At 44.6% G+C, this 19,220-nt stretch carries 17 protein-coding genes; 7 read left to right on the top strand and 10 right to left on the bottom strand.

Annotated elements, in window-relative coordinates:
* Window positions 1-18: 18 nt before the first annotated feature.
* Both H2O73_RS19240 and btsR read left to right on the top strand, forming a co-directional pair.
* On the top strand, window positions 19-1,716 hold the full coding sequence (locus H2O73_RS19240) for a sensor histidine kinase (protein WP_182110547.1): 1,698 nt from the start codon (window positions 19-21) through the stop codon (window positions 1,714-1,716).
* Window positions 1,701-2,420, top strand: coding sequence for a two-component system response regulator BtsR (gene btsR, locus H2O73_RS19235; protein ID WP_182110546.1), 720 nt, complete (start codon window positions 1,701-1,703; stop codon window positions 2,418-2,420). The genes H2O73_RS19240 and btsR overlap by 16 nt, the downstream gene beginning before the upstream one ends.
* A gap of 74 nt (window positions 2,421-2,494) precedes the next feature.
* On the opposite strand, the gene nagZ is transcribed toward btsR, so the two are convergent.
* Entirely contained in the window at window positions 2,495-3,481 is a 987-nt protein-coding gene (nagZ, locus tag H2O73_RS19230; RefSeq protein WP_182110545.1) for a beta-N-acetylhexosaminidase, read from the bottom strand.
* A 100-nt stretch (window positions 3,482-3,581) separates the two neighbouring features.
* Between nagZ and H2O73_RS19225 the strand changes: the two genes are divergently transcribed.
* Both H2O73_RS19225 and murQ read left to right on the top strand, forming a co-directional pair.
* Entirely contained in the window at window positions 3,582-4,697 is a 1,116-nt protein-coding gene (locus H2O73_RS19225) for an anhydro-N-acetylmuramic acid kinase (protein WP_182110544.1), read from the top strand.
* Between the two features lie 9 nt (window positions 4,698-4,706).
* A complete protein-coding gene (gene murQ, locus H2O73_RS19220) occupies window positions 4,707-5,633 on the top strand; it encodes an N-acetylmuramic acid 6-phosphate etherase (protein WP_182110543.1) in 927 nt (308 codons plus the stop codon).
* Between the two features lie 69 nt (window positions 5,634-5,702).
* On the opposite strand, the gene H2O73_RS19215 is transcribed toward murQ, so the two are convergent.
* Window positions 5,703-6,050, bottom strand: a complete 348-nt coding sequence (locus H2O73_RS19215) for a DUF2799 domain-containing protein (protein ID WP_182110542.1) — start codon at window positions 6,048-6,050, stop codon at window positions 5,703-5,705.
* 200 nt (window positions 6,051-6,250) lie between these two features.
* On the opposite strand from H2O73_RS19215, the gene H2O73_RS19210 reads away from it, so the two are divergent.
* Window positions 6,251-7,735 (top strand): carbon starvation CstA family protein, encoded by a 1,485-nt coding sequence (locus H2O73_RS19210; RefSeq protein ID WP_182110541.1) that lies wholly within the window; start codon window positions 6,251-6,253, stop codon window positions 7,733-7,735.
* A gap of 98 nt (window positions 7,736-7,833) precedes the next feature.
* On the opposite strand, the gene ispH is transcribed toward H2O73_RS19210, so the two are convergent.
* The 6 genes from ispH to murJ all read right to left on the bottom strand — a co-directional run bounded on the left by ispH (window position 7,834) and on the right by murJ (window position 15,614).
* A complete protein-coding gene (gene ispH / locus H2O73_RS19205; RefSeq protein WP_182110540.1) occupies window positions 7,834-8,799 on the bottom strand; it encodes a 4-hydroxy-3-methylbut-2-enyl diphosphate reductase in 966 nt (321 codons plus the stop codon).
* A 24-nt stretch (window positions 8,800-8,823) separates the two neighbouring features.
* Complete coding sequence (fkpB, locus tag H2O73_RS19200) at window positions 8,824-9,255, bottom strand: FKBP-type peptidyl-prolyl cis-trans isomerase (protein ID WP_182110539.1); 432 nt, start codon at window positions 9,253-9,255, stop codon at window positions 8,824-8,826.
* 176 nt (window positions 9,256-9,431) lie between these two features.
* On the bottom strand, window positions 9,432-9,941 hold the full coding sequence (gene lspA / locus H2O73_RS19195; RefSeq protein WP_182110538.1) for a signal peptidase II: 510 nt from the start codon (window positions 9,939-9,941) through the stop codon (window positions 9,432-9,434).
* A gap of 196 nt (window positions 9,942-10,137) precedes the next feature.
* Window positions 10,138-12,981, bottom strand: coding sequence for an isoleucine--tRNA ligase (gene ileS, locus H2O73_RS19190; protein ID WP_182110537.1), 2,844 nt, complete (start codon window positions 12,979-12,981; stop codon window positions 10,138-10,140).
* Window positions 12,982-13,045: 64 nt separating this feature from the next.
* Window positions 13,046-13,981: a bifunctional riboflavin kinase/FAD synthetase gene (gene ribF, locus H2O73_RS19185; RefSeq protein ID WP_182110536.1), complete on the bottom strand. Its 936-nt coding sequence runs from the start codon at window positions 13,979-13,981 to the stop codon at window positions 13,046-13,048.
* 70 nt (window positions 13,982-14,051) lie between these two features.
* The gene (gene murJ, locus H2O73_RS19180; protein ID WP_182110535.1) at window positions 14,052-15,614 is read right to left on the bottom strand and encodes a murein biosynthesis integral membrane protein MurJ; all 1,563 of its coding nucleotides are present in this window, start codon (window positions 15,612-15,614) and stop codon (window positions 14,052-14,054) included.
* Between the two features lie 258 nt (window positions 15,615-15,872).
* Here murJ and rpsT point away from each other — a divergent pair, with 258 nt between their 5' ends.
* On the top strand, window positions 15,873-16,133 hold the full coding sequence (rpsT, locus tag H2O73_RS19175) for a 30S ribosomal protein S20 (protein ID WP_120031875.1): 261 nt from the start codon (window positions 15,873-15,875) through the stop codon (window positions 16,131-16,133).
* A gap of 74 nt (window positions 16,134-16,207) precedes the next feature.
* On the opposite strand, the gene H2O73_RS19170 is transcribed toward rpsT, so the two are convergent.
* Window positions 16,208-16,501, bottom strand: a complete 294-nt coding sequence (locus H2O73_RS19170; protein WP_182110534.1) for an ArsR/SmtB family transcription factor — start codon at window positions 16,499-16,501, stop codon at window positions 16,208-16,210.
* 119 nt (window positions 16,502-16,620) lie between these two features.
* Window positions 16,621-17,511 (bottom strand): transcriptional activator NhaR, encoded by an 891-nt coding sequence (gene nhaR, locus H2O73_RS19165; protein WP_182110533.1) that lies wholly within the window; start codon window positions 17,509-17,511, stop codon window positions 16,621-16,623.
* Window positions 17,512-17,923: 412 nt separating this feature from the next.
* On the opposite strand from nhaR, the gene H2O73_RS19160 reads away from it, so the two are divergent.
* On the top strand, window positions 17,924-19,069 hold the full coding sequence (locus H2O73_RS19160) for a Na/Pi symporter (protein WP_182110565.1): 1,146 nt from the start codon (window positions 17,924-17,926) through the stop codon (window positions 19,067-19,069).
* The last annotated feature ends 151 nt before the right edge of the window (window positions 19,070-19,220 follow it).

The raw sequence follows: 19,220 nt of genomic DNA, 5'->3' as shown, positions 1-19,220 counted from the left end.
GGAAATAGGTTGAGCTACATGGATTTGATACTCTCCCTGCTGCAGCAAATGTGCGTCTATTTAGTGCTCGCCTATATGCTGAGCAAAACGCCCATTTTCTTGCCCCTACTCAATATCTCTAGCCGACTCAGCCATAAACTGAGTATTTATGTACTGTTTTCCCTTTTTTGTATTATGGGTACCTATTTTGGCTTACAAATAAATGATGCTATCGCTAATACTCGAGCAATTGGCGCCGTTATGGGGGGCTTATTCGGCGGTCCTGTGGTCGGATTCTTCGTTGGGTTAACTGGTGGGTTGCATCGCTACTCACTCGGTGGATTTACTGATATCGCCTGCGCCATCTCCACCACTGCCGAAGGGCTAATTGGCGGCTTACTGCATACTTATTTGTTACGTAAAGGCAAAGGGGTTTTACTCTTTAGCCCAACCATCGTCTTTGCGGTTACCCTATTTGCCGAGATCATTCAGATGGCGATCATCTTGCTGGTCGCGAAACCCTTTGACCAAGCCTTTAGCTTAGTCTCAGCAATAGCCGCGCCAATGATCATTGCCAACTCAGTCGGCGCGGCGCTATTTATGAGTATTCTGCAAGATCGCAAAACCATTTTTGAAGAGTACTCGGCGACTTTTTCACGCCGAGCATTGAATATCGCTGAACGCTCGGTGGGTATTTTATCTGCGGGGTTTAACACCAATACTGCGGAGAAAATCGCACGGATTGTTTACGAAGAGACCAATGTTGGGGCGGTATCAATTACTGATGATGAGAAGATACTAGCGTTTGTCGGCATTGGTGATGACCACCATAAACCCGATACCCCCATCTCATCTCAAAGCACCTTAGATGCCATCGCTCAAGACGATATAATCTACCTCGATGGCAAAGATAAACCTTACCAATGTTCACTCTCAAGCGAATGTAAACTCGGCTCTGCGTTGATCATCCCATTACGCACAGGTGATAAGGTCATAGGTACTATTAAGCTTTACGAACCTAAACGTAAGCTTTTCTCCACCATCAACATGTCGATGGCTCAAGGGATCGCTCAGCTACTTTCAAGCCAAATTCTGTATGGCGACTACCAACAGAAACAGTCCTTACTCTCACAAGCTGAAATCAAGCTGCTGCACGCACAAGTAAACCCGCATTTTCTATTTAATGCGCTCAATACCATTAGTGCGGTGGTTCGACGTGACCCAAGTAAAGCCCGCGAACTGATCCAGCACTTATCTCAATTTTTCCGCAGTAATCTTAAGCAAGACATTGAAGAGGTCACGCTACAAGATGAGATTGACCACGTAAATGCCTACCTGACTATTGAGAAAGCGCGCTTTACTGATCGTCTCGAGGTTGAAATTGATATTGATAATGCATGGCTAAATTGTCGGTTGCCAACCTTTACACTGCAACCTTTGGTTGAGAACGCAATCAAACATGGCACCTCTCATTTACTTGAAGGTGGCGTAATCCGCATCTATAGCCGAATGGTTGAGCAAGGTTGCCAAATTATCGTTGAAGACAACGCCGGCAGCTACTTAGCACCTAAAGAAGATCATGAAGGGCTTGGTATGCAAATTGTCACCAAGCGCTTAACCAATAAATTTGGTCGCGTCAGCCAGTTAAATATTGACGTTGAAACCAATCAATACACACGAATGAGCTTTATCATTCCCCATCAAATCGTTAAGGATACGTCATGCTCTCCGCTTTAGTGATAGATGATGAGCTGTTTGCTCGCGAGGAACTGACAGAACTGCTTGAAGAAACTGGGCGCATCTCTGTAGTAGGGCAAGCCAGCAATGCTATTGAAGGGCTAAAAAAGATCAATCAACTCAAACCCGATGTGGTCTTTCTAGATATTCATATGCCGCAGGTTTCGGGGATTGAATTGCTCGGTATGCTTGATCCTGACATCCAAACCCGAGTAGTGTTTGTGACCGCCTATGATCAATTTGCTGTGCAAGCCTTTGAAGAAAATGCCTTTGACTATTTACTGAAACCCGTCGATACAAAAAGGCTCGATGTCACCGTACAAAGGTTACTTAAATCCGAACAGAAAACCCTGCAGCAATATGAAGCGATATCGCCACCAAGCCTAGACCAAGTGCCATGCGTGGGCTTAAACCGTATTGTAATAGTGCCAACTAAAGATATTGAGTTTGCCTACAGTGATATTAGTGGCGTACACGTACAGACTAGTGAGCAAGCAGCCACCAGCCAGCTAACATTAAAAATACTCGAAGAAAAAACGCCCTTGGTACGTTGCCATCGTCAGTACTTGATCAACATTAAAGCGATCAAAGAGATCAAACTACTGGAGAATGGGTTGGCGGAAATTGTCACCTGTAGTGACCATCCTATTCCGGTTAGCCGCCGTTACCTCAAAACCCTCAAAGAACTACTTGGCTTTCACTAAAATCTGCAAACGGTGCAAAAACAAAGAGAGCCACTTAATAGTGGCTCTTTCTCAATCAACGAAATATCAAAGATCTAACAATCTAGAATGCGTTTCATCGCTTCAGAAGCTTGGCGCCATTTTTCACTTCGTTGCAATTCACTAATGCTAAATGACTGCTTTTTAAGTAATTGAGTCGCTTGTGGTGTTTCCATTATTGGCAAGTTATCCAACACCTCAATTTGCGCGTCACGGTTATTACACATCAACAGCATGTCACAACCTGCAACCATAGCTTGATGAGAACGAGCCGCGGGTCCGCCCATCACTGCTGCACCTTCCATATTGAGATCATCAGAAAAAACAATGCCTTTAAAACCTAACTGTTCACGAAGTACTGTCTTAAGCCAAAATGGTGAACCACTGGCAGGCTGGTCATCGTACTGTGGATAAACCACATGTGCAGGCATCATCGCATCTAAGGTTCCCGCTTCAATTTGCGCTTTGAAGATCACCATATCTTGCTCAAGAATCGTTTGGCGTTCATCGTATGGCGTCTCTAAATGCGAATCGGCTATAACGCCACCATGCCCTGGGAAATGCTTGCCTGTGGTTGCCATACCAACCGACTTCATGCCACGCATATACGCGCTGCTATGACGCAAAATCGTATCAATATCTTCACCGAATGCGCGATCACCTATCGCATGACACTCAAAGCCTTTATCCAGCACAGGAGCAAAACTAAGATCAACATCATGGGCGACAAGCTCTGCAGCCATTAACCAGCCACCGAGTTCTGCCATTTGTTCACTATTGGCTTGCTTGGCATATAATTTAGCGGCAGGAATGCGAGAGAAGCCTTCACGGAAACGCTGTACGCGCCCCCCTTCTTGATCCACACCAATTAAAATAGGTCGTTTTGCAGCTTTACGAATGTCACTATTCAATGCCAAAAGCTGTTTGCTGTCGTGATAGTTACGTGAAAATAGAATAACGCCCCCCACGGTTGGGTGTTGTAAAATTTCTCTATCTTCCGCGCTTAGCTCATACCCAGCAACGTCCAACCATAACGGACCCATAATTTCTCCTAACTGCGCTCTAATTTCGCTTTGGCTTTGAGGTTATTCTGATTATTCTAGGTTTACAATGGATAAGTGAGCCTATTACTGAAAATTGGATATGAATACAAAACAACGCTTTATTGGTGTGATGTCAGGCACCAGCATGGATGGTGTCGACACCGCTTTAGTTGAAATTGAAGGCAGCCAAATTGAGTTGCTTGCATCACTCGATTTCCCAATACCTGAATCACTCAAACAGCGACTGTTGAATATCTGCTTAGGTCAAGAAACTAATTTAGCGGAAATAGGCGAGCTTGATCACCTGCTTGGTCATCTATTTGCCGATGCGGTTAATGCACTACTAAAGCATACCGACTGCCCAGCCAGCAGCATTACAGCCATTGGTAACCACGGACAAACCGTCTACCACCGACCTGATGGTGCTGCGCCGTTTACCATGCAACTTGGGGATGCCAACATCATTGCGACCAAAACAGGCATTGATACGGTTGCTGACTTTCGTCGCAAAGATATGGCGCTAGGCGGTCAAGGCGCACCGCTTGTGCCCGCTTTTCATCAATCTATTTTTGCAGCGACAGACTCAAGCGTGGTGGTGCTTAATATTGGTGGCATCGCTAATATTTCGGTGTTGCGACCGGATCATCCTGTCATAGGCTATGATACTGGCCCGGGAAATATGTTAATGGATGCGTGGTGTTTCAAACACCGTGGTAGCAAATTTGATGCTGACGCACTCTTTGCACTTGAAGGAAAGGTTATACCAACCCTGCTTGAAACGTTAATGAACGAGCCATATTTAGCTCGAACTGCGCCAAAGAGTACCGGACGTGAACTGTTTAACCTGCCATGGCTTGAAAGCAAGCTTTCTAACTTATCCATCAAACCACAAGATGTGCAGCGCACTCTGTGTGAATACACAGCTTTGACGATTGCCCACCAAGTAAACAGCTACCTAGAAGGTAACTCTCCCGAGCTACTGGTGTGTGGCGGTGGTGCTCGTAACCCACTTATCATGTCTCGCTTAGCCGATCTATTGCCGGAATGGACGGTACTCTCTACCAATCAAAAAGGAGTGGATAGCGACAATATGGAAGCAATGGCGTTTGCATGGCTAGCGCAACGTCGTATTCACAATTTACCAAGCAACCTACCTGAGGTAACGGGCGCCAGCCAACTGGCTTCTCTCGGTGTCCTCTACTTTGCGCAGCATTAAGGATTTTTTATGACTAACGATGCTCTGATTGCGGCTTTAGCTCATTTGGTTTCAGAAGGTCGAAACCCCGAAACGATGGATATCGACTTACTCTCCTCACTGGATATTGTCACGCGGCTTAATCAGCAAGACAAACTCGTTCCACTCGCCGTTGAAAAAGTTCTGCCAGAGATAGCTCAAGTCGTTGAGAAAGTGGCTGATGCCTTTAAAAATGGCGGTAGACTGGTTTACATGGGCGCAGGAACGAGTGGGCGCCTAGGTGTACTTGATGCCTCTGAATGTCCACCAACTTTTGGTGTGTCAGACAAAATGGTGGTTGGCTTGATTGCCGGTGGTCCTGAAGCGATTCTCAAAGCTAAAGAAGGCGCGGAAGACTCATTCGAACTGGGGGTTGAAGATTTAAAGAGTATCGACTTCAACGCCAAAGATGTGGTGGTAGGGATTGCTGCTAGTGGCAGAACGCCCTACGTGATCGGTGCGCTACGCTATGCCAACCAGATCGGTGCAACTACCGTTGCACTTTCTTGTAATCCCGACTCTGCGATAGCCGAAGAAGCACATATTGCTATTAGCCCAGTAGTGGGACCGGAAGCATTAACTGGTTCTACTCGCTTAAAATCGGGGACAGCACAAAAGCTAGTACTCAATATGATCACCACCGCCAGCATGATTCGATTGGGCAAAAGCTATCAAAACCTGATGGTTGATGTAAAAGCGACCAACAAAAAACTGATAGCGCGCGCGGCACGTATTGTTATGCAGGCGACTGACTGTGATCTGCCTATCGCCACTCAAGTACTAGAGCAAACAGACTACGATGTAAAGTTGACCATTTTAATGATTTTGACCGGAATGAATCTTGAAACAGCCAAATTGCAATTGATGGAAAAAGAGGGCTTCTTACGTCGAGCGGTTGAATCCCATCGCTCTAATTGAACGTCAATAAGTCATTCGCGACTTAACAATGAAAAGGCTTGGTAAACCAAGCCTTCGTTCGACAAAGCATCAATAGCTGATTCGAGACTCATTCCAGCCACGTTGCCATTCCATACGGAAACGCTGCGCGTCTTCTGTACCTTCGCATACACCTTCATAATATTGCCCCGACAGCCCAATTTGATACGCAGCATTAGGATTGCAATACTCGTTAACACCTTCAAGGTAACCTTGGTCATAATCAGCAGTATTAACATTCCCCATACTCGATAGCTCTCGCATCGAACGCGAATGGTTGCCGCTCACACCATCTTGATAGCCGACTTGATACCAATCACCTGCTTTTGCCAACTCATCAATTGAGTTAGCACACCCTGCTAACACGGCTAGCAACATGACGCTTAATAGCTTTCTCATTATTTATCCTTGTGATTCGCTTTGCATTGTTAGTGTAACCACTAACACCTTGTATTGACCACTTAACTTAGTGAAAAACCACTTAAGTGATGAGATTGCCACTTAAATGACGAAACGACCACTCACTGCAAATCCACATGAAACTGTTCAGCCGCCAACTTATTATTCACCATGAATTCTAAGATCAGGGGACAAGAGCTATGTTGTGGTTTTTAACTTGCGTTGCTGCGTTAATCGGTGGTTACTTTATATACGGCGCCTTTATTGAAAAGATTTTTGGCATCAATGAAAATCGCCAAACACCCGCACATACTAAAACAGATGGGGTTGACTATGTACCAATGTCGACCAAAAAGGTATATCTAGTTCAATTACTTAACATTGCTGGCGTCGGTCCAATTTTCGGACCAATCATGGGGGCGTTATATGGTCCTGCCGCGATGTTGTGGATAGTGATTGGTTGTATATTTGCCGGTGCTGTACATGATTACTTCTCAGGTATGCTTTCTATACGTAACGGTGGTGCATCCGTTCCAACCATCACAGGTCGTTATCTAGGCAATGGCGCAAAACACTTTATGAACATCTTTGCCATCGTCCTTCTGCTTCTTGTTGGTGTGGTATTCGTATCAGCCCCTGCAGGCATGATCACCAACCTCATTAATGACCAAACCGATTTGACCGTTAGCATGACCACCATGGTAATGCTGATCTTTGGTTACTACATCATCGCAACGATTGTGCCTGTCGATAAAATCATCGGTCGTTTCTACCCGCTATTCGGTGCACTGCTTATCTTTATGTCCGTTGGTCTTATCACCGCTGTCGCTTTCTCAAGTGAGCATACGGTTATGGGTGACTTCCAAGTAACGGACATGTTCAATAACTTAAACCCAAATGACATGCCAATTTGGCCTGCACTATTCATTACTATTGCTTGTGGTGCAATCTCAGGCTTCCATGCGACACAGTCTCCACTTATGGCTCGCTGTATGGAAAATGAAAAGAACGGTCGCTTTGTGTTTTACGGTGCAATGATTGGTGAAGGCGTGATAGCTCTAATCTGGTGTGCACTGGCACTGTCGTTCTTTGGCTCTATCGACTCACTAGCTGAAGCAGTGGCAAATGGTGGTCCGGGTAACGTGGTATACAGCTCTTCATTTGGTCTACTGGGTGTATTTGGTGGCGTGCTTGCTTTCCTTGGCGTGGTTATTCTGCCTATTACTTCAGGTGACACAGCGTTTCGCTCTAGCCGCCTAATCTTAGCTGAATACTTCAATATGGAGCAGAAAACGCTTCGTAACCGACTACTAATGGCTGTACCACTATTTGTGATTGGTGCCATTCTAACTCAAGTCGACTTCGGTATTATTTGGCGCTACTTCGGTTTTGCTAACCAATCAACTGCGGTAATGATGCTTTGGACTGCTTCTGCATACTTGCTTCGTCACAATAAACTACACTGGGTAACTTCAGTCCCAGCACTATTTATGACTAGCGTGTGTGTGACCTTTATCCTTAACAACAGTTCTCTTGGCTTTGGTCTGCCAATGCAAATCTCAACTATCGTCGGTGTCGTGGTTGCGTTTGCGGTACTGGGTTATGTGATTAAAACATCGAAAGGCAAAGGCGATACTGAGCTAGCCGATGAAGAAAAACCAAGCGGCACAACTGAAACCGCTTAAGTTTCAAAATGGATATTAGCTAAATTCAAAAGGCTCCTAATTAGGAGCCTTTTCTTTATCTGCAAGCTAGGACTACAAAGCAGTGGTGATCTTAATATCTAATCGATTTGCTTAACTTGCAGCTCTTTAGGTACTTCAAAAAACATGTTTTCTTCACGTCCGGTCACTTCTTCCACCGAGCGAGTACCAACGAGCACTTTAATCCGTTCCATAATTTGGTTCACTAACTCTTCTGGCGCAGAAGCGCCCGCTGTTACGCCTACTCGTCGCTTACCATCAAACCAATGGGTTTGAATATCTTCTGGACAATCGGTTAAGTACCCCGGCGTGCCTAGCTTCTCAGCCAGCTCCTTCAAGCGAGTGGAGTTTGAAGAGTTCTTCGAGCCGACTACAATCACCACATCAACTTGACCTGCGATTTCACGCACAGCGTCTTGGCGATTTTGTGTTGCGTAGCAAATGTCATCTTTACGTGGACCTTGAATATCCGGAAACACGCGGCGAAGCTCAGTGATCACATCGGCTGTTTCATCCACGGACAGTGTGGTTTGGCTAACGTAATGCAACTCACTTGGGTCTTTGACTAACTCACGTAACTTCGCGACGTCCTCTGGTTTTTCAACCAAGTACATGCCACCGGTTTCGCTAGAGTATTGCCCCATGGTGCCCTCAACTTCAGGATGACCGGCATGACCTATCAAAACCACTTCCATATTGCGACGACTGGCGCGCGCCACTTCCATATGTACTTTAGTCACCAGTGGGCAAGTTGCATCAAATACTGTTAAATCGCGTTCTTTCGCTTCTTTACGCACTGCTTGTGATACGCCATGAGCAGAGAAAATAACAATATTGTCATCTGGTACTTCATTCAACTCTTCGACGAAGACTGCACCACGCTGTTTTAGACCTTCGACAACAAAGCGATTGTGAACCACTTCGTGGCGTACGTAGATAGGTGGCTGATACAATTCCAACGCACGCTCTACGATGCTGATGGCACGGTCAACACCGGCACAAAAACCGCGAGGGTTCGCTAACAGGATTTTCATTTCATTGCTCATGGAGTCATTTTCTTCTATGGGGCGTTATTCTACTGACAAAATTTCAACTGCAAAAGTCACATCTTGTCCTGCTAAAGGATGATTGAAGTCAACCGTGACCGAATCGCCAGCAATTTCAGTAATGATTCCCGGAATTTCCATACCATCAGGACCACTAAACGCCATGATAATGCCAACTTCAACGTCGGCATCACCAACAAATTTCGCCCGATCCATGTGGTGAATATTATCTGGGTTTGGCATACCAAACGCATCTGCAGCGGCAAGTTCTATCTCTTTGCTCTCTCCCGCGGATAAACCGAGTAAGCACTGTTCAAAGTTGTCGCTTAAGCTACCATCACCAATCACTAATTTGGCTGGTTTTCCCATATTATGGGTGCTATCAGCTACGGAACCATCTTTCATTTTGATGGTGAAATGAAGGGTAACCGTCGAATCTTGGGTTATTGCTGTCACGTTACTGCATCCTTGTCATTTTTATACGTTCTAATCTAAAGGGTAGAATTAATGATGTATACCCTAGATCGTTGAAGTTGCGGCTTTATCAGCGCCGCTGCAAATTTATATAAACGGGTATACTAAAAAGCGCCGCCTGAATCAACAGACAGCGCTTAGGGTTATTCATTTTTTCATTATGCTTTGGCTTTATCTTTACTAATAAAGCCATCGAGGATAATCATCGCAGCACCAATACAGATGGTACTGTCTGCCAAGTTAAATGCCGGCCAGTGATAATTGCCAACAAAGAAGTCTAAGTAATCAACCACAAAGCCATGCACAACACGGTCAAATACATTACCAACCGCACCACCAATAATCATCGCGTAAGCAATATTATTCCACTTCTCTTTCGCCGGTAACTTACTCATCCAATAAGTCAGCATCGCCGTTACAGCGAACGCGATACCAGTAAACAGCCAACGCTGCCAACCAGCTTGATCACTTAAAAAGCTAAATGCAGCACCATAGTTACGCACATAGAGTAGATTAAAAAACGGCGTAATTTCTATCCGGTTTTGCCAACCAAATTCTATGTACTCAAGAACTAGAAATTTAATCGCGATATCAGCTAGGAAAATAAACAACGCCAGCCAAAGCCAGCGAACGCCGGATTCCTTCAGTGTTAGTGCTTTTTCACTCATCTCGTTACCTAAAAACAACCCCAGTAAATACTGGGGCTGTTTGGTTATTAAAAAGTTCCACATCAAATGGCATTACTCTAAATAATTGGAACTGTGGTGCGGCGCCAAATCCTTGAATCCCCTGAGCATAGTCTCCTATGTGACTGGGGTGAAAGGATGCTGGCAACAAAGCCATAGTTCCAAGAATGACGAGTAATTATGCGTAATGGCGCACTTCACCCTCACCATCGATATTCGACACACAACGACCACAAACTTTCTCGTGACCTTCGATTGTGCCTACATCTGGCGTGTGGTGCCAACAACGGTCACACTTCTCAGCTTCAGTCGCTTTCACTTCGACAAATAGACCTTCAATCTCAGTCTCTTTGGCTGCGTCTGATTTCTCGCTTAGAGGTTTCACTACTGCTTCAGAAGTTAATAGAACGAAACGTAGCTCATCTTCAAGTAGGTTGATTTTCGCCGCTAGTGCGTCTTCAACAAACAGCGTTACTTCCGCTTGTAGTGAACCACCGATAACTTTTTCAGTACGTGCCGCTTCAAGCAGTTTGTTTACGCTGCCACGAACTTTTTGGATTTCAGACCAAAACTCGTTGTTTAGCGCTTCGCCTTCAGCAAGACCGAATAAACCGTCGAACCATTCACCAGTGAAAACAAACTTATCACGTTCGCCTGGCATTTCGTTCCAGATTTCATCCGCAGTGAACGACATGATCGGTGCCATCCAACGAACAAGAGCTTCTACGATGTAGTAAAGCGCCGTTTGACAGCTGCGTTGAGCGTGACCACCCAATTTTGCTGTGTACTGGCGGTCTTTAATTACGTCTAGGTAGAATGAACCCATTTCTACTGAACAGAAGTGCATTAGACGCTGCATTACTGCGTGCGTGTTGTACTCGCCATACGCTTTAACGATCTCTTCTTGTGCTGCTAGTGCACGACCAACAGCCCAACGATCAAGTGCAACCATTTCATCTGCAGGAACAAGGTCGGTTGCTGGGTTGAAGCCGTTTAAGTTCGCTAGGAAGAAACGCGCAGTGTTACGGATACGACGGTATGCGTCAGCGCTGCGTTTTAGGATTTCATCAGAAACCGCAACTTCACCAGTGTAGTCAGTTGAAGCAACCCATAGACGAAGAATATCTGCGCCTAGTTTGTTAGTTACGTCTTTCGGTGCGACTACGTTGCCGATAGATTTAGACATCTTACGACCGTGACCATCCACTACGAAGCCGTGAGTTAACACTTGCTTGTAAGGTGCCTCGTCTTTCATCGCGATAGATGAAATTAGAGAAGACTGGAACCAACCACGGTGTTGGTCTGAACCTTCTAGGTATAGATCTGCGCTGTGACCATTGAACTCTTCACGAGCATCAACCACAGAGTAGTGAGTCACACCTGAGTCAAACCATACGTCTAGTGTATCTAGCACTTTTTCGTATTGCTCTGCGTCGTCACCTAGAAGTTCTGCGTTTTCTACATCCCACCAAGCTTGAATGCCTTTTTGCTCAACAAGTTGAGCGACTTTTTCAATTAGCTCTAGTGAGTTAGGGTGAAGTTCTGCCGTCTCTTTATGTACAAATAGTGCAATTGGCACACCCCAAGTACGTTGACGAGAGATACACCACTCTGGACGACCTTCAATCATACCTTCGATGCGGCTTTGACCCCATTCAGGCATCCACTGAACACCTTTGATTGACTCTAGTGCTTTAGCACGTAGACCCGCTTGGTCCATAGAGATAAACCATTGTGGTGTTGCACGGAAGATGATTGGAGTTTTATGGCGCCAGCAGTGTGGGTAGCTGTGCTCATAAGCGTGGTGATGTAATAGCGCGCCTTTTTCTTTTAGCGTCTCAACTACAGCATCATTTGCTTTAAATACGTGCTGACCAGCAAATAGCTCTGTATCTGGTAGGTAAACACCGTTTGAGCCTACTGGGTTTGCGATTTCTAGGTTGTATTTTTTACCAACCACGAAGTCTTCTTGACCATGACCAGGAGCTGTGTGAACCACACCTGTACCAGAATCAGTGGTTACGTGATCGCCAAGGATCGCAGGAACACTGAAGTCGTAGAATGGGTGTTGGAATTGAGCAAGCTCAAGATCTGCACCTTTGGCAAAACCAAGGTTGTGGAAGTGTTCGATACCCGCACGATCCATTACTTCTTTTGCTAGCTCAGATGCAACGATAATACGTTCAGGGCACTGCTCGTTTTCAGCAGAAGCCTCAACTTGGATTAGTACGTATTCTAGATCATCACGTAGACATACTGCGCGGTTTGCAGGAAGCGTCCATGGCGTTGTTGTCCAGATAACGATAGAAACGTCACCGTGACCTTCATGACCTTCATTTAAGGCAAACTTAGACAGTAGCGCCGCTTCATCTGCCGCTTTGAAGCGAACATCGATAGACGGAGATACTTTGTCTTTGTACTCAACTTCTGCTTCAGCTAGCGCTGAACCACAATCTGTACACCAGTGAACAGGTTTAAAACCTTTAAGTAGGTGACCGTTATCTGCGATTTTACCTAGCGCACGGATGATATTTGCTTCAGTAGCAAAATCCATAGTGCGGTATGGTTTATCCCACTCACCCATGATACCAAGGCGTTTGAAGCTCTCTTTTTGACCTTCAACTTGACCTGCAGCGTAATCACGACACTTTTCACGGAATTCAGCAGCCGTCACTTTTTGACCTGGCTTACCAACTTTCTTCTCTACCATCAACTCGATAGGAAGACCGTGACAGTCCCAACCTGGAACGTATGGTGCATCAAAACCTGAAAGCGTTTTGGATTTAATAATAATGTCTTTAAGAATCTTGTTTAGTGCGTGGCCGATGTGAATATCGCCATTCGCATATGGAGGACCATCATGCAAAACAAATGATTTTTTGCCTTTTTTAGCTTTACGGATTTCACCGTAAAGATCTTCTTTGTACCAACGCTCTAGCATTTCTGGCTCACGATTAGCCAGATTACCGCGCATCGGAAACCCTGTTTCAGGTAAGTTCAGGGTATCTTTATAGTCACTCATCGATTCTTAATTCCGTTATATTGGGCGAAAGTTAGACATTACGTTAATCGGTGGAATAAACCGATCAATCTTTAAACTGACGCAGCCACACCCTTGCTGCCTCAGCATCCAATTCAATTTGCTGTTTAAGTGCTTCGAACGATTCAAATTTATGTTCATCGCGAAGCTTTTCTAGAAGTACAATTTCTAGCTGTTTACCATATAAATTGGCATGAAAGTCGAATAAATGTACTTCTAGTTGTTGGCGAACACCGTTAACTGTTGGTCGTTGACCAATGTTAGCCACACCTCCAATCGCTTGTTCTCCCAGCCCTAAAGCTTGAACAACATACACACCTGAGACAGGTGAAACACAGCGTTTGAGGGGAATATTTGCTGTAGGAAAACCAATGGTCCTTCCTAGTTTGCGACCATGAGATACGCGACCACTAATACTGTAATCACGACCAAGCATCTTGGCCACTGCAGGTAAATCATCTTCAGCGAGGGCATTGCGAATCGCGGTACTACTCACGCGTAATTGCTGTAAGCAAAAACTTTGTGTACTAACTACTTCAAAGCCATGCTCTTTGCCCGCTTGTTGTAACATCGCAAAGTTACCTTTACGACCACGACCAAAACAAAAATCATCACCAACAACGAGAAACTTAACACCCAATCGCTTGACCAACAAGTCAGTAATAAACTCCTCTGCCGTTAAATTAGCAAAATACGCATTAAAACTGATACAAAGCAAACGATCGAGATTGAGTTTACTCAATTGCACAAATTTATCTCGCAAACGAGTTAAACGTGCTGGGGCTCTGTTTTTTGCAAACAACTCCAGAGGTTGCGGCTCAAAAGTCATCACAATTGAAGGCAAGTTCAATGCTTGCGCTTGTTGGGAGACTTGTTCAAGCACGGCTTGGTGACCAAGATGAACACCATCGAAGTTTCCTATTGTAAGCACACAACCTTGATGTTGTGGCTGAATATTGTGAATACCTCGTATCAATTCCATTGGAAGCTGCTAATGCCCTGTTTTCTATATTTACACTACGTGAAACCGACGGATTATATACCAATCGGTGCTACTCTGTCGCTGCTTTTAAATCTTTTAAGCGTACACCTAAAACCAACAAACCTATAAGATAAACACCCGCGCCCAAGCCAATCAAAGCACTCAACCACATCACTCTCTCAGCAAAGCTCCATGTCAGCCATACACTGATGTCTTCTAGCTGCCACAGGATTGCCGCGACCATAGCGCCACCAGCAATGATCAATCGAGCAATAAACAGCAATGTTTTTTTACTGACTTTATAGACGCCTTGAATATGCAGCCCTCTATATAGAAGAGACATATTCACCAAGGCAGAAAGAGCGGTTGCCATCGCCAAACCTACGTAACCATAGAAATAGGCAAAAATGGCATTGAATCCCATATTGGTGACCATCGCGATAATCCCGTACTTTACTGGGGTTTTGGTGTCTTGGCGCGAGTAGTAACCCGGAGCCAATACTTTAATCAGCATAAAATTAAGCAGACCCGACGCGTAGGCAAATAATGAGAGCGAAGCCTGCTGCACATCATGAGGTGAGAACTCACCGCGCATGAAAAGCACCATCAGCATCGGTTTCGCCAACACCATCAAACCTAGCATCGCCGGCAATCCCAGTAGCAATACCATGCGAACTCCCCAGTCCATCGTACTGGCGAAACCTTCACTCTGCGCATCAACGTGTTTGCGCGAAAGCGCTGGTAAAATCACGGTGGCAATGGCGATACCAAACAGACCAAGCGGGAATTCTAATAAGCGGTCTGAATAATAAAGCCAACTGATTGAACCGGTTTGCAAGAAACTAGCAATAAAAGTATCAAGCAGTAAGTTGATTTGACTGACTGATACACCAAATAGTGCAGGGATCATCAAGGTGCGAATTTTAACCACACCAGGATCTCGCCAACCCCATTGTGGCTTCACCATCACGCCGGCTTTAATCAAGAACGGGATTTGAAATAGAAACTGCACTAAGCCGCCTAAGAAGACACCAATCGCCAAGCCAATTTCTGGTTGTTGTAACTGCGGAGCAATAAACCATGCAGAAAAGATGATCATCACATTGAGGAAAACAGGGGTAAAAGAAGAAACCGCAAATTTACCTAAGGTGTTGAGAATGGCACCAGAGAGCGCCACAAAAGTAATGAACCATAAATAAGGGAAGGTAATTTTTAGCATGAAGCTCGCAAGCTCAAATTTACCTGCCGAAGGTCCATCATTGAGCCAATCTAAAAACCAGCCAAAGCCAAACAAAGCCGTGACAACACCAGATCCCAAAATACCCAACAAGGTAACAATAGAGACAATGACACCTAATGTGCCTGAGGCTCTAGCAATTAACTGGCGTGTTTTGTCCATGTCGCCACCTGCGTGGCTCTCAGTCAAAACTGGGACAAATGCTTGTGAGAACGCCCCTTCAGCAAAGAGTCGACGTAAAAAATTAGGGATCTTGTTGGCGAAGAAAAAAACATCCGCACTCGCCCCTGCACCCATTAGGTTTGCAACAACCACATCACGAACTAAACCTAGAACGCGAGAAATTAATGTCATCGCACTGACGATCATGCCAGATTTGAGCAGACGTTTACTCACAATTACCTCAAATATCTGCCATACTCAGTTAATCCGCCCTAATTGTTCAACGAAAGTCGATTTCAGGGCAGATAAGTATTAGCATTAAAAAAAGAATACTGATAGAATCCCGCCATCTTAACCGCGATGACTCGTCGAATCCAAAAATTGTTTGGTTTAGACTGGTTTTTGCACAAATCATTTGACATTTTGGCGCATATAGGGGATATTCCCTGCCCTTAAATTGTCACCGAACTAAAGTTTTTGGGAGTTAGACCCTTGGCAAATAGTAAATCTGCTAAGAAGCGCGCTATCCAAGCTGAGAAACGTCGCCAGCACAACGCTAGCCGTCGTTCTATGATGCGCACTTACATGAAGAAAACTGTTGCTGCTATCGAAGCAGGCGACAAAGAAGCTGCAACTGCTGCATTCGCTGCAGTTACACCAATCCTAGACCGTATGGCAACTAAAGGTCTTGTTCACAAGAACAAAACTGCTCGTCATAAGTCTCGTTTCGCTGCAGCAATCAAAGCTCTATAATAGAACTCTGATTTCAAGTGAAAGAAAAAAACCGGCCTTGGCCGGTTTTTTTATATCCAAATTTTATCCGTTAACTAGTGACAATAGAGGTTATGCAGCAGGTGAATCAGCGCTTTTACTTCCTCACTACTCAAAGTGTAATACACTGTTTGTGCTTCTTTTCGCGTGTTAACCAAACCATCTCGACGCAACCAAGCTAAATGCTGAGACAATGCCGACTGACTCAACGCTAACTTATTACATAACTCTCCCACAGAAAGCTCTTGATTGTGCAGTAAACATAAAATCTGTAAACGTCTTTCGTTAGCCATGGCTTTCAGTAACACCACAGCTTGAGCCGAATTTTTTTCCATTTCTTGCACATCCATATGTACGCCTCCTAGGAATAGCAAATCATCTCAGCAAAGTTGCGAGGTTACATTTGCTCAAAATTCACGCTCCCAACTTTGATGAATGTTAATCGATCTGATTTTGGCTGTAAAAGACCTTAGTTAAATAGTTTACTAAAATCCGCATCACATACATTTTTTACCGCCGGATGCTGGATCATTCTCTCAGCAAAGATGACATAGTATTCTTCTTTCAGCTCTTCAATGTGACCCAAAAGCTGTAATGATTGGTCATCACCCACCTCTTTCATATAGATGGCAGGGGCGAGAAAAATGACATCATCATGATAAAGGGCAAATGCTTTCATTAACGCCACATCATCAAACTCCCCTAAAATATCCGCTTGGATACCTTGGCGATCAAACCATTCTAAAACTTTTCGTCCCATCGCCGTTCGGCTACCCGGAATAAGCAATTTACGCTGTTCTAATACCGCAGGAAAGCTCACCTTCTCAACGCTTCCAGAACAGAAAAAACTCATACTACTCTCACCAAGCTTTTTGCTAAACAAGCCCGGACTCTGGCTCGAATCTACCGGGCAATCAGACAAAATCATGTCTAATTTATGCTGTGATAGCTGTTCTAAAAGCATTTCATGGGTCGACTCGAAACAGCGTAGATGGATGCTGTTATCTTCAGGCACAGTGGTCATTAAGATTTTACTCACCAAACGCTTGGACAACGCATCAGCAACCCCGACATCGAACAGAATATTCGAATGCTGACTGTAATTGACGATATCAAGCAGTTCATAGCTCAGCCCAAACATGCGGTCTGCATACTTAAACACCAACTGACCAAGTTCGGTTGGCTCTACACTGCGACCATTGCGTTTAGTCAACTTGCCATCTAATCGATCTTCTAGCGCTTTTATCTGCCCAGTCACAGTTTGCGGGGTAAGAAACAACGCATCAGCAGCTTTTGTTACGGAGCCTTGCTTACAGACCATCCAGAAGTAATACAAGTGATTGTAATTTAGGTGGGACATAGTGAGATTTCTTTTTCCATTAGGTGAGATTGTGTACGCCAATCCATTACGTGACAACAATACATCGAAAAAACCGAACAATACAGCCAATCACAATGAAAATGGTCATTTTCTTTTTGTCATTTATGACAGGCAATTGTCATATTTGATCGTGTTAATTGACCAAAGCCTGACTTTTTTGACATTTTTTTGATGAAATTCGACCCTCTACTCAATTATTTATTTTCATTATATTTCAAATGCTTAATTAAAATGTAAAGCAACTAATACAGCGAATATAGCCAACTGAGCCAAAAAAATTAGTGGTTACATCGAACTGTAATATTACTGAAATATTTACTCTCTACTATCGCCCTCAGATTGAACATATAGACCAAATAAATAAGTTAACGGTCAAACGGAGAAAATTATGATGAACCAAGCTACTACTACAGCAGCACCTATCTCGAGTACAACTCGCTGGTTACGCTGGGCTAACTTGGCATTCATGTTGTACTTGCTACTTCTTGCAGTAGCGATGGTAGGCAGTGGTTTCAAATGGGCAGTTGGCGATCAAGCTAAAGTGCTGTTTGAGTTTGCATCGCACCCAGTTGCAGGTCTAATGATCGGTTTGGTGGCAACGGCTCTTATCCAATCATCAAGTACAGTTACTTCAATTATCGTCGGTCTTGTTGCCGGTGGTCTTCCTGTAGAAACAGCGATTCCTATGGTAATGGGTGCCAACATTGGTACAACTGTAACCAATACGCTTGTTTCACTAGGTCACGTTCGCTGTAAAGAAGAGTTCCGCCGCGCATTTGCGAGTGCGACAATTCACGACTTCTTCAACCTTCTAGCTGTCATTATTTTCCTACCGCTAGAGATGATGTTCGGCATTCTAGATAAAATTTCTCATTGGTTAGTGTCTCCTCTACTGGCGACTGGTGACATGAGCATGGGCGGCTTTGATTTTGTTAAGCCAATCACTAAGCCTGTAATCAGCGCAGTTAAAGGTCCACTAAGCACATTTGGTGACACCATTGGTGGCGTACTACTGATCACTTTGGGTATCGCAACTATCTTCGTAGCTATTACTGTAATGGGTAAGCTAATGAAAGGTTTAATGGTTGGTCGCGCTCGTGACATCCTAAAGAACGCGATTGGTCGTGGTCCTATTCACGGTATCGTATCGGGTTCAGTTGTGACTGTATTGGTGCAATCATCATCAACAACAACTAGCCTAATGGTTCCACTTGTTGGTACTGGTGTACTAAAAGTACGTGACGTTTACCCGTTCACTCTAGGCGCTAACATCGGTACTTGTATTACCGCACTACTTGCAGCGACAGCAGTTTCTGGTGAGTTTGCAGTATTCGCACTACAGATTGCTCTGGTACACCTAGTATTCAACTTGATGGCAACAGTATTTATCTTTGGTATCCCGTTCCTACGTGAGATTCCCGTGAAGTGTGCTGAGTTCCTTGCTGAAATGGCAATTAAGAACAAAGCAGTGGTTGCTGCATACTTACTATCAGTGTTTATTGTTCTTCCAGGTACAATCCTAGCACTGACTGTATAACGATTCGTTACAACCGATTCGCTTTCAGAGCCCCTGACAATGTCAGGGGCTTTTTCGTTTTAGGTATTCTAAATTGGAGTCTTGGAGTCTTGGGGTCTTGGGGTCTTGGGGTCTTGGGGTCTTGGGGTCTTGGGGTCTTGGGGTCTTGGGG

Source organism: Vibrio marinisediminis, from assembly GCF_014050145.1.
GTDB classification, from domain to species: Bacteria; Pseudomonadota; Gammaproteobacteria; order Enterobacterales; family Vibrionaceae; genus Vibrio; species Vibrio marinisediminis.
This window is presented reverse-complemented; position numbering and strand designations above follow the sequence as displayed.

Coding starts and splice junctions, on each gene's coding strand:
- murQ (WP_182110543.1), top strand. CDS start 4,707: ATGACTAACGATGCTCTGATTGCGGCTTTAGCTCATTTGGTTTCAGAA.
- H2O73_RS19215 (WP_182110542.1), bottom strand. CDS start 6,050: ATGAGAAAGCTATTAAGCGTCATGTTGCTAGCCGTGTTAGCAGGGTGT.
- ribF (WP_182110536.1), bottom strand. CDS start 13,981: ATGGAATTGATACGAGGTATTCACAATATTCAGCCACAACATCAAGGT.
- btsR (WP_182110546.1), top strand. CDS start 1,701: ATGCTCTCCGCTTTAGTGATAGATGATGAGCTGTTTGCTCGCGAGGAA.
- H2O73_RS19240 (WP_182110547.1), top strand. CDS start 19: ATGGATTTGATACTCTCCCTGCTGCAGCAAATGTGCGTCTATTTAGTG.
- H2O73_RS19210 (WP_182110541.1), top strand. CDS start 6,251: ATGTTGTGGTTTTTAACTTGCGTTGCTGCGTTAATCGGTGGTTACTTT.
- H2O73_RS19170 (WP_182110534.1), bottom strand. CDS start 16,501: ATGGATGTGCAAGAAATGGAAAAAAATTCGGCTCAAGCTGTGGTGTTA.
- ileS (WP_182110537.1), bottom strand. CDS start 12,981: ATGAGTGACTATAAAGATACCCTGAACTTACCTGAAACAGGGTTTCCG.
- nagZ (WP_182110545.1), bottom strand. CDS start 3,481: ATGGGTCCGTTATGGTTGGACGTTGCTGGGTATGAGCTAAGCGCGGAA.
- ispH (WP_182110540.1), bottom strand. CDS start 8,799: ATGAGCAATGAAATGAAAATCCTGTTAGCGAACCCTCGCGGTTTTTGT.
- H2O73_RS19160 (WP_182110565.1), top strand. CDS start 17,924: ATGAACCAAGCTACTACTACAGCAGCACCTATCTCGAGTACAACTCGC.
- nhaR (WP_182110533.1), bottom strand. CDS start 17,511: ATGTCCCACCTAAATTACAATCACTTGTATTACTTCTGGATGGTCTGT.
- H2O73_RS19225 (WP_182110544.1), top strand. CDS start 3,582: ATGAATACAAAACAACGCTTTATTGGTGTGATGTCAGGCACCAGCATG.
- lspA (WP_182110538.1), bottom strand. CDS start 9,941: ATGAGTGAAAAAGCACTAACACTGAAGGAATCCGGCGTTCGCTGGCTT.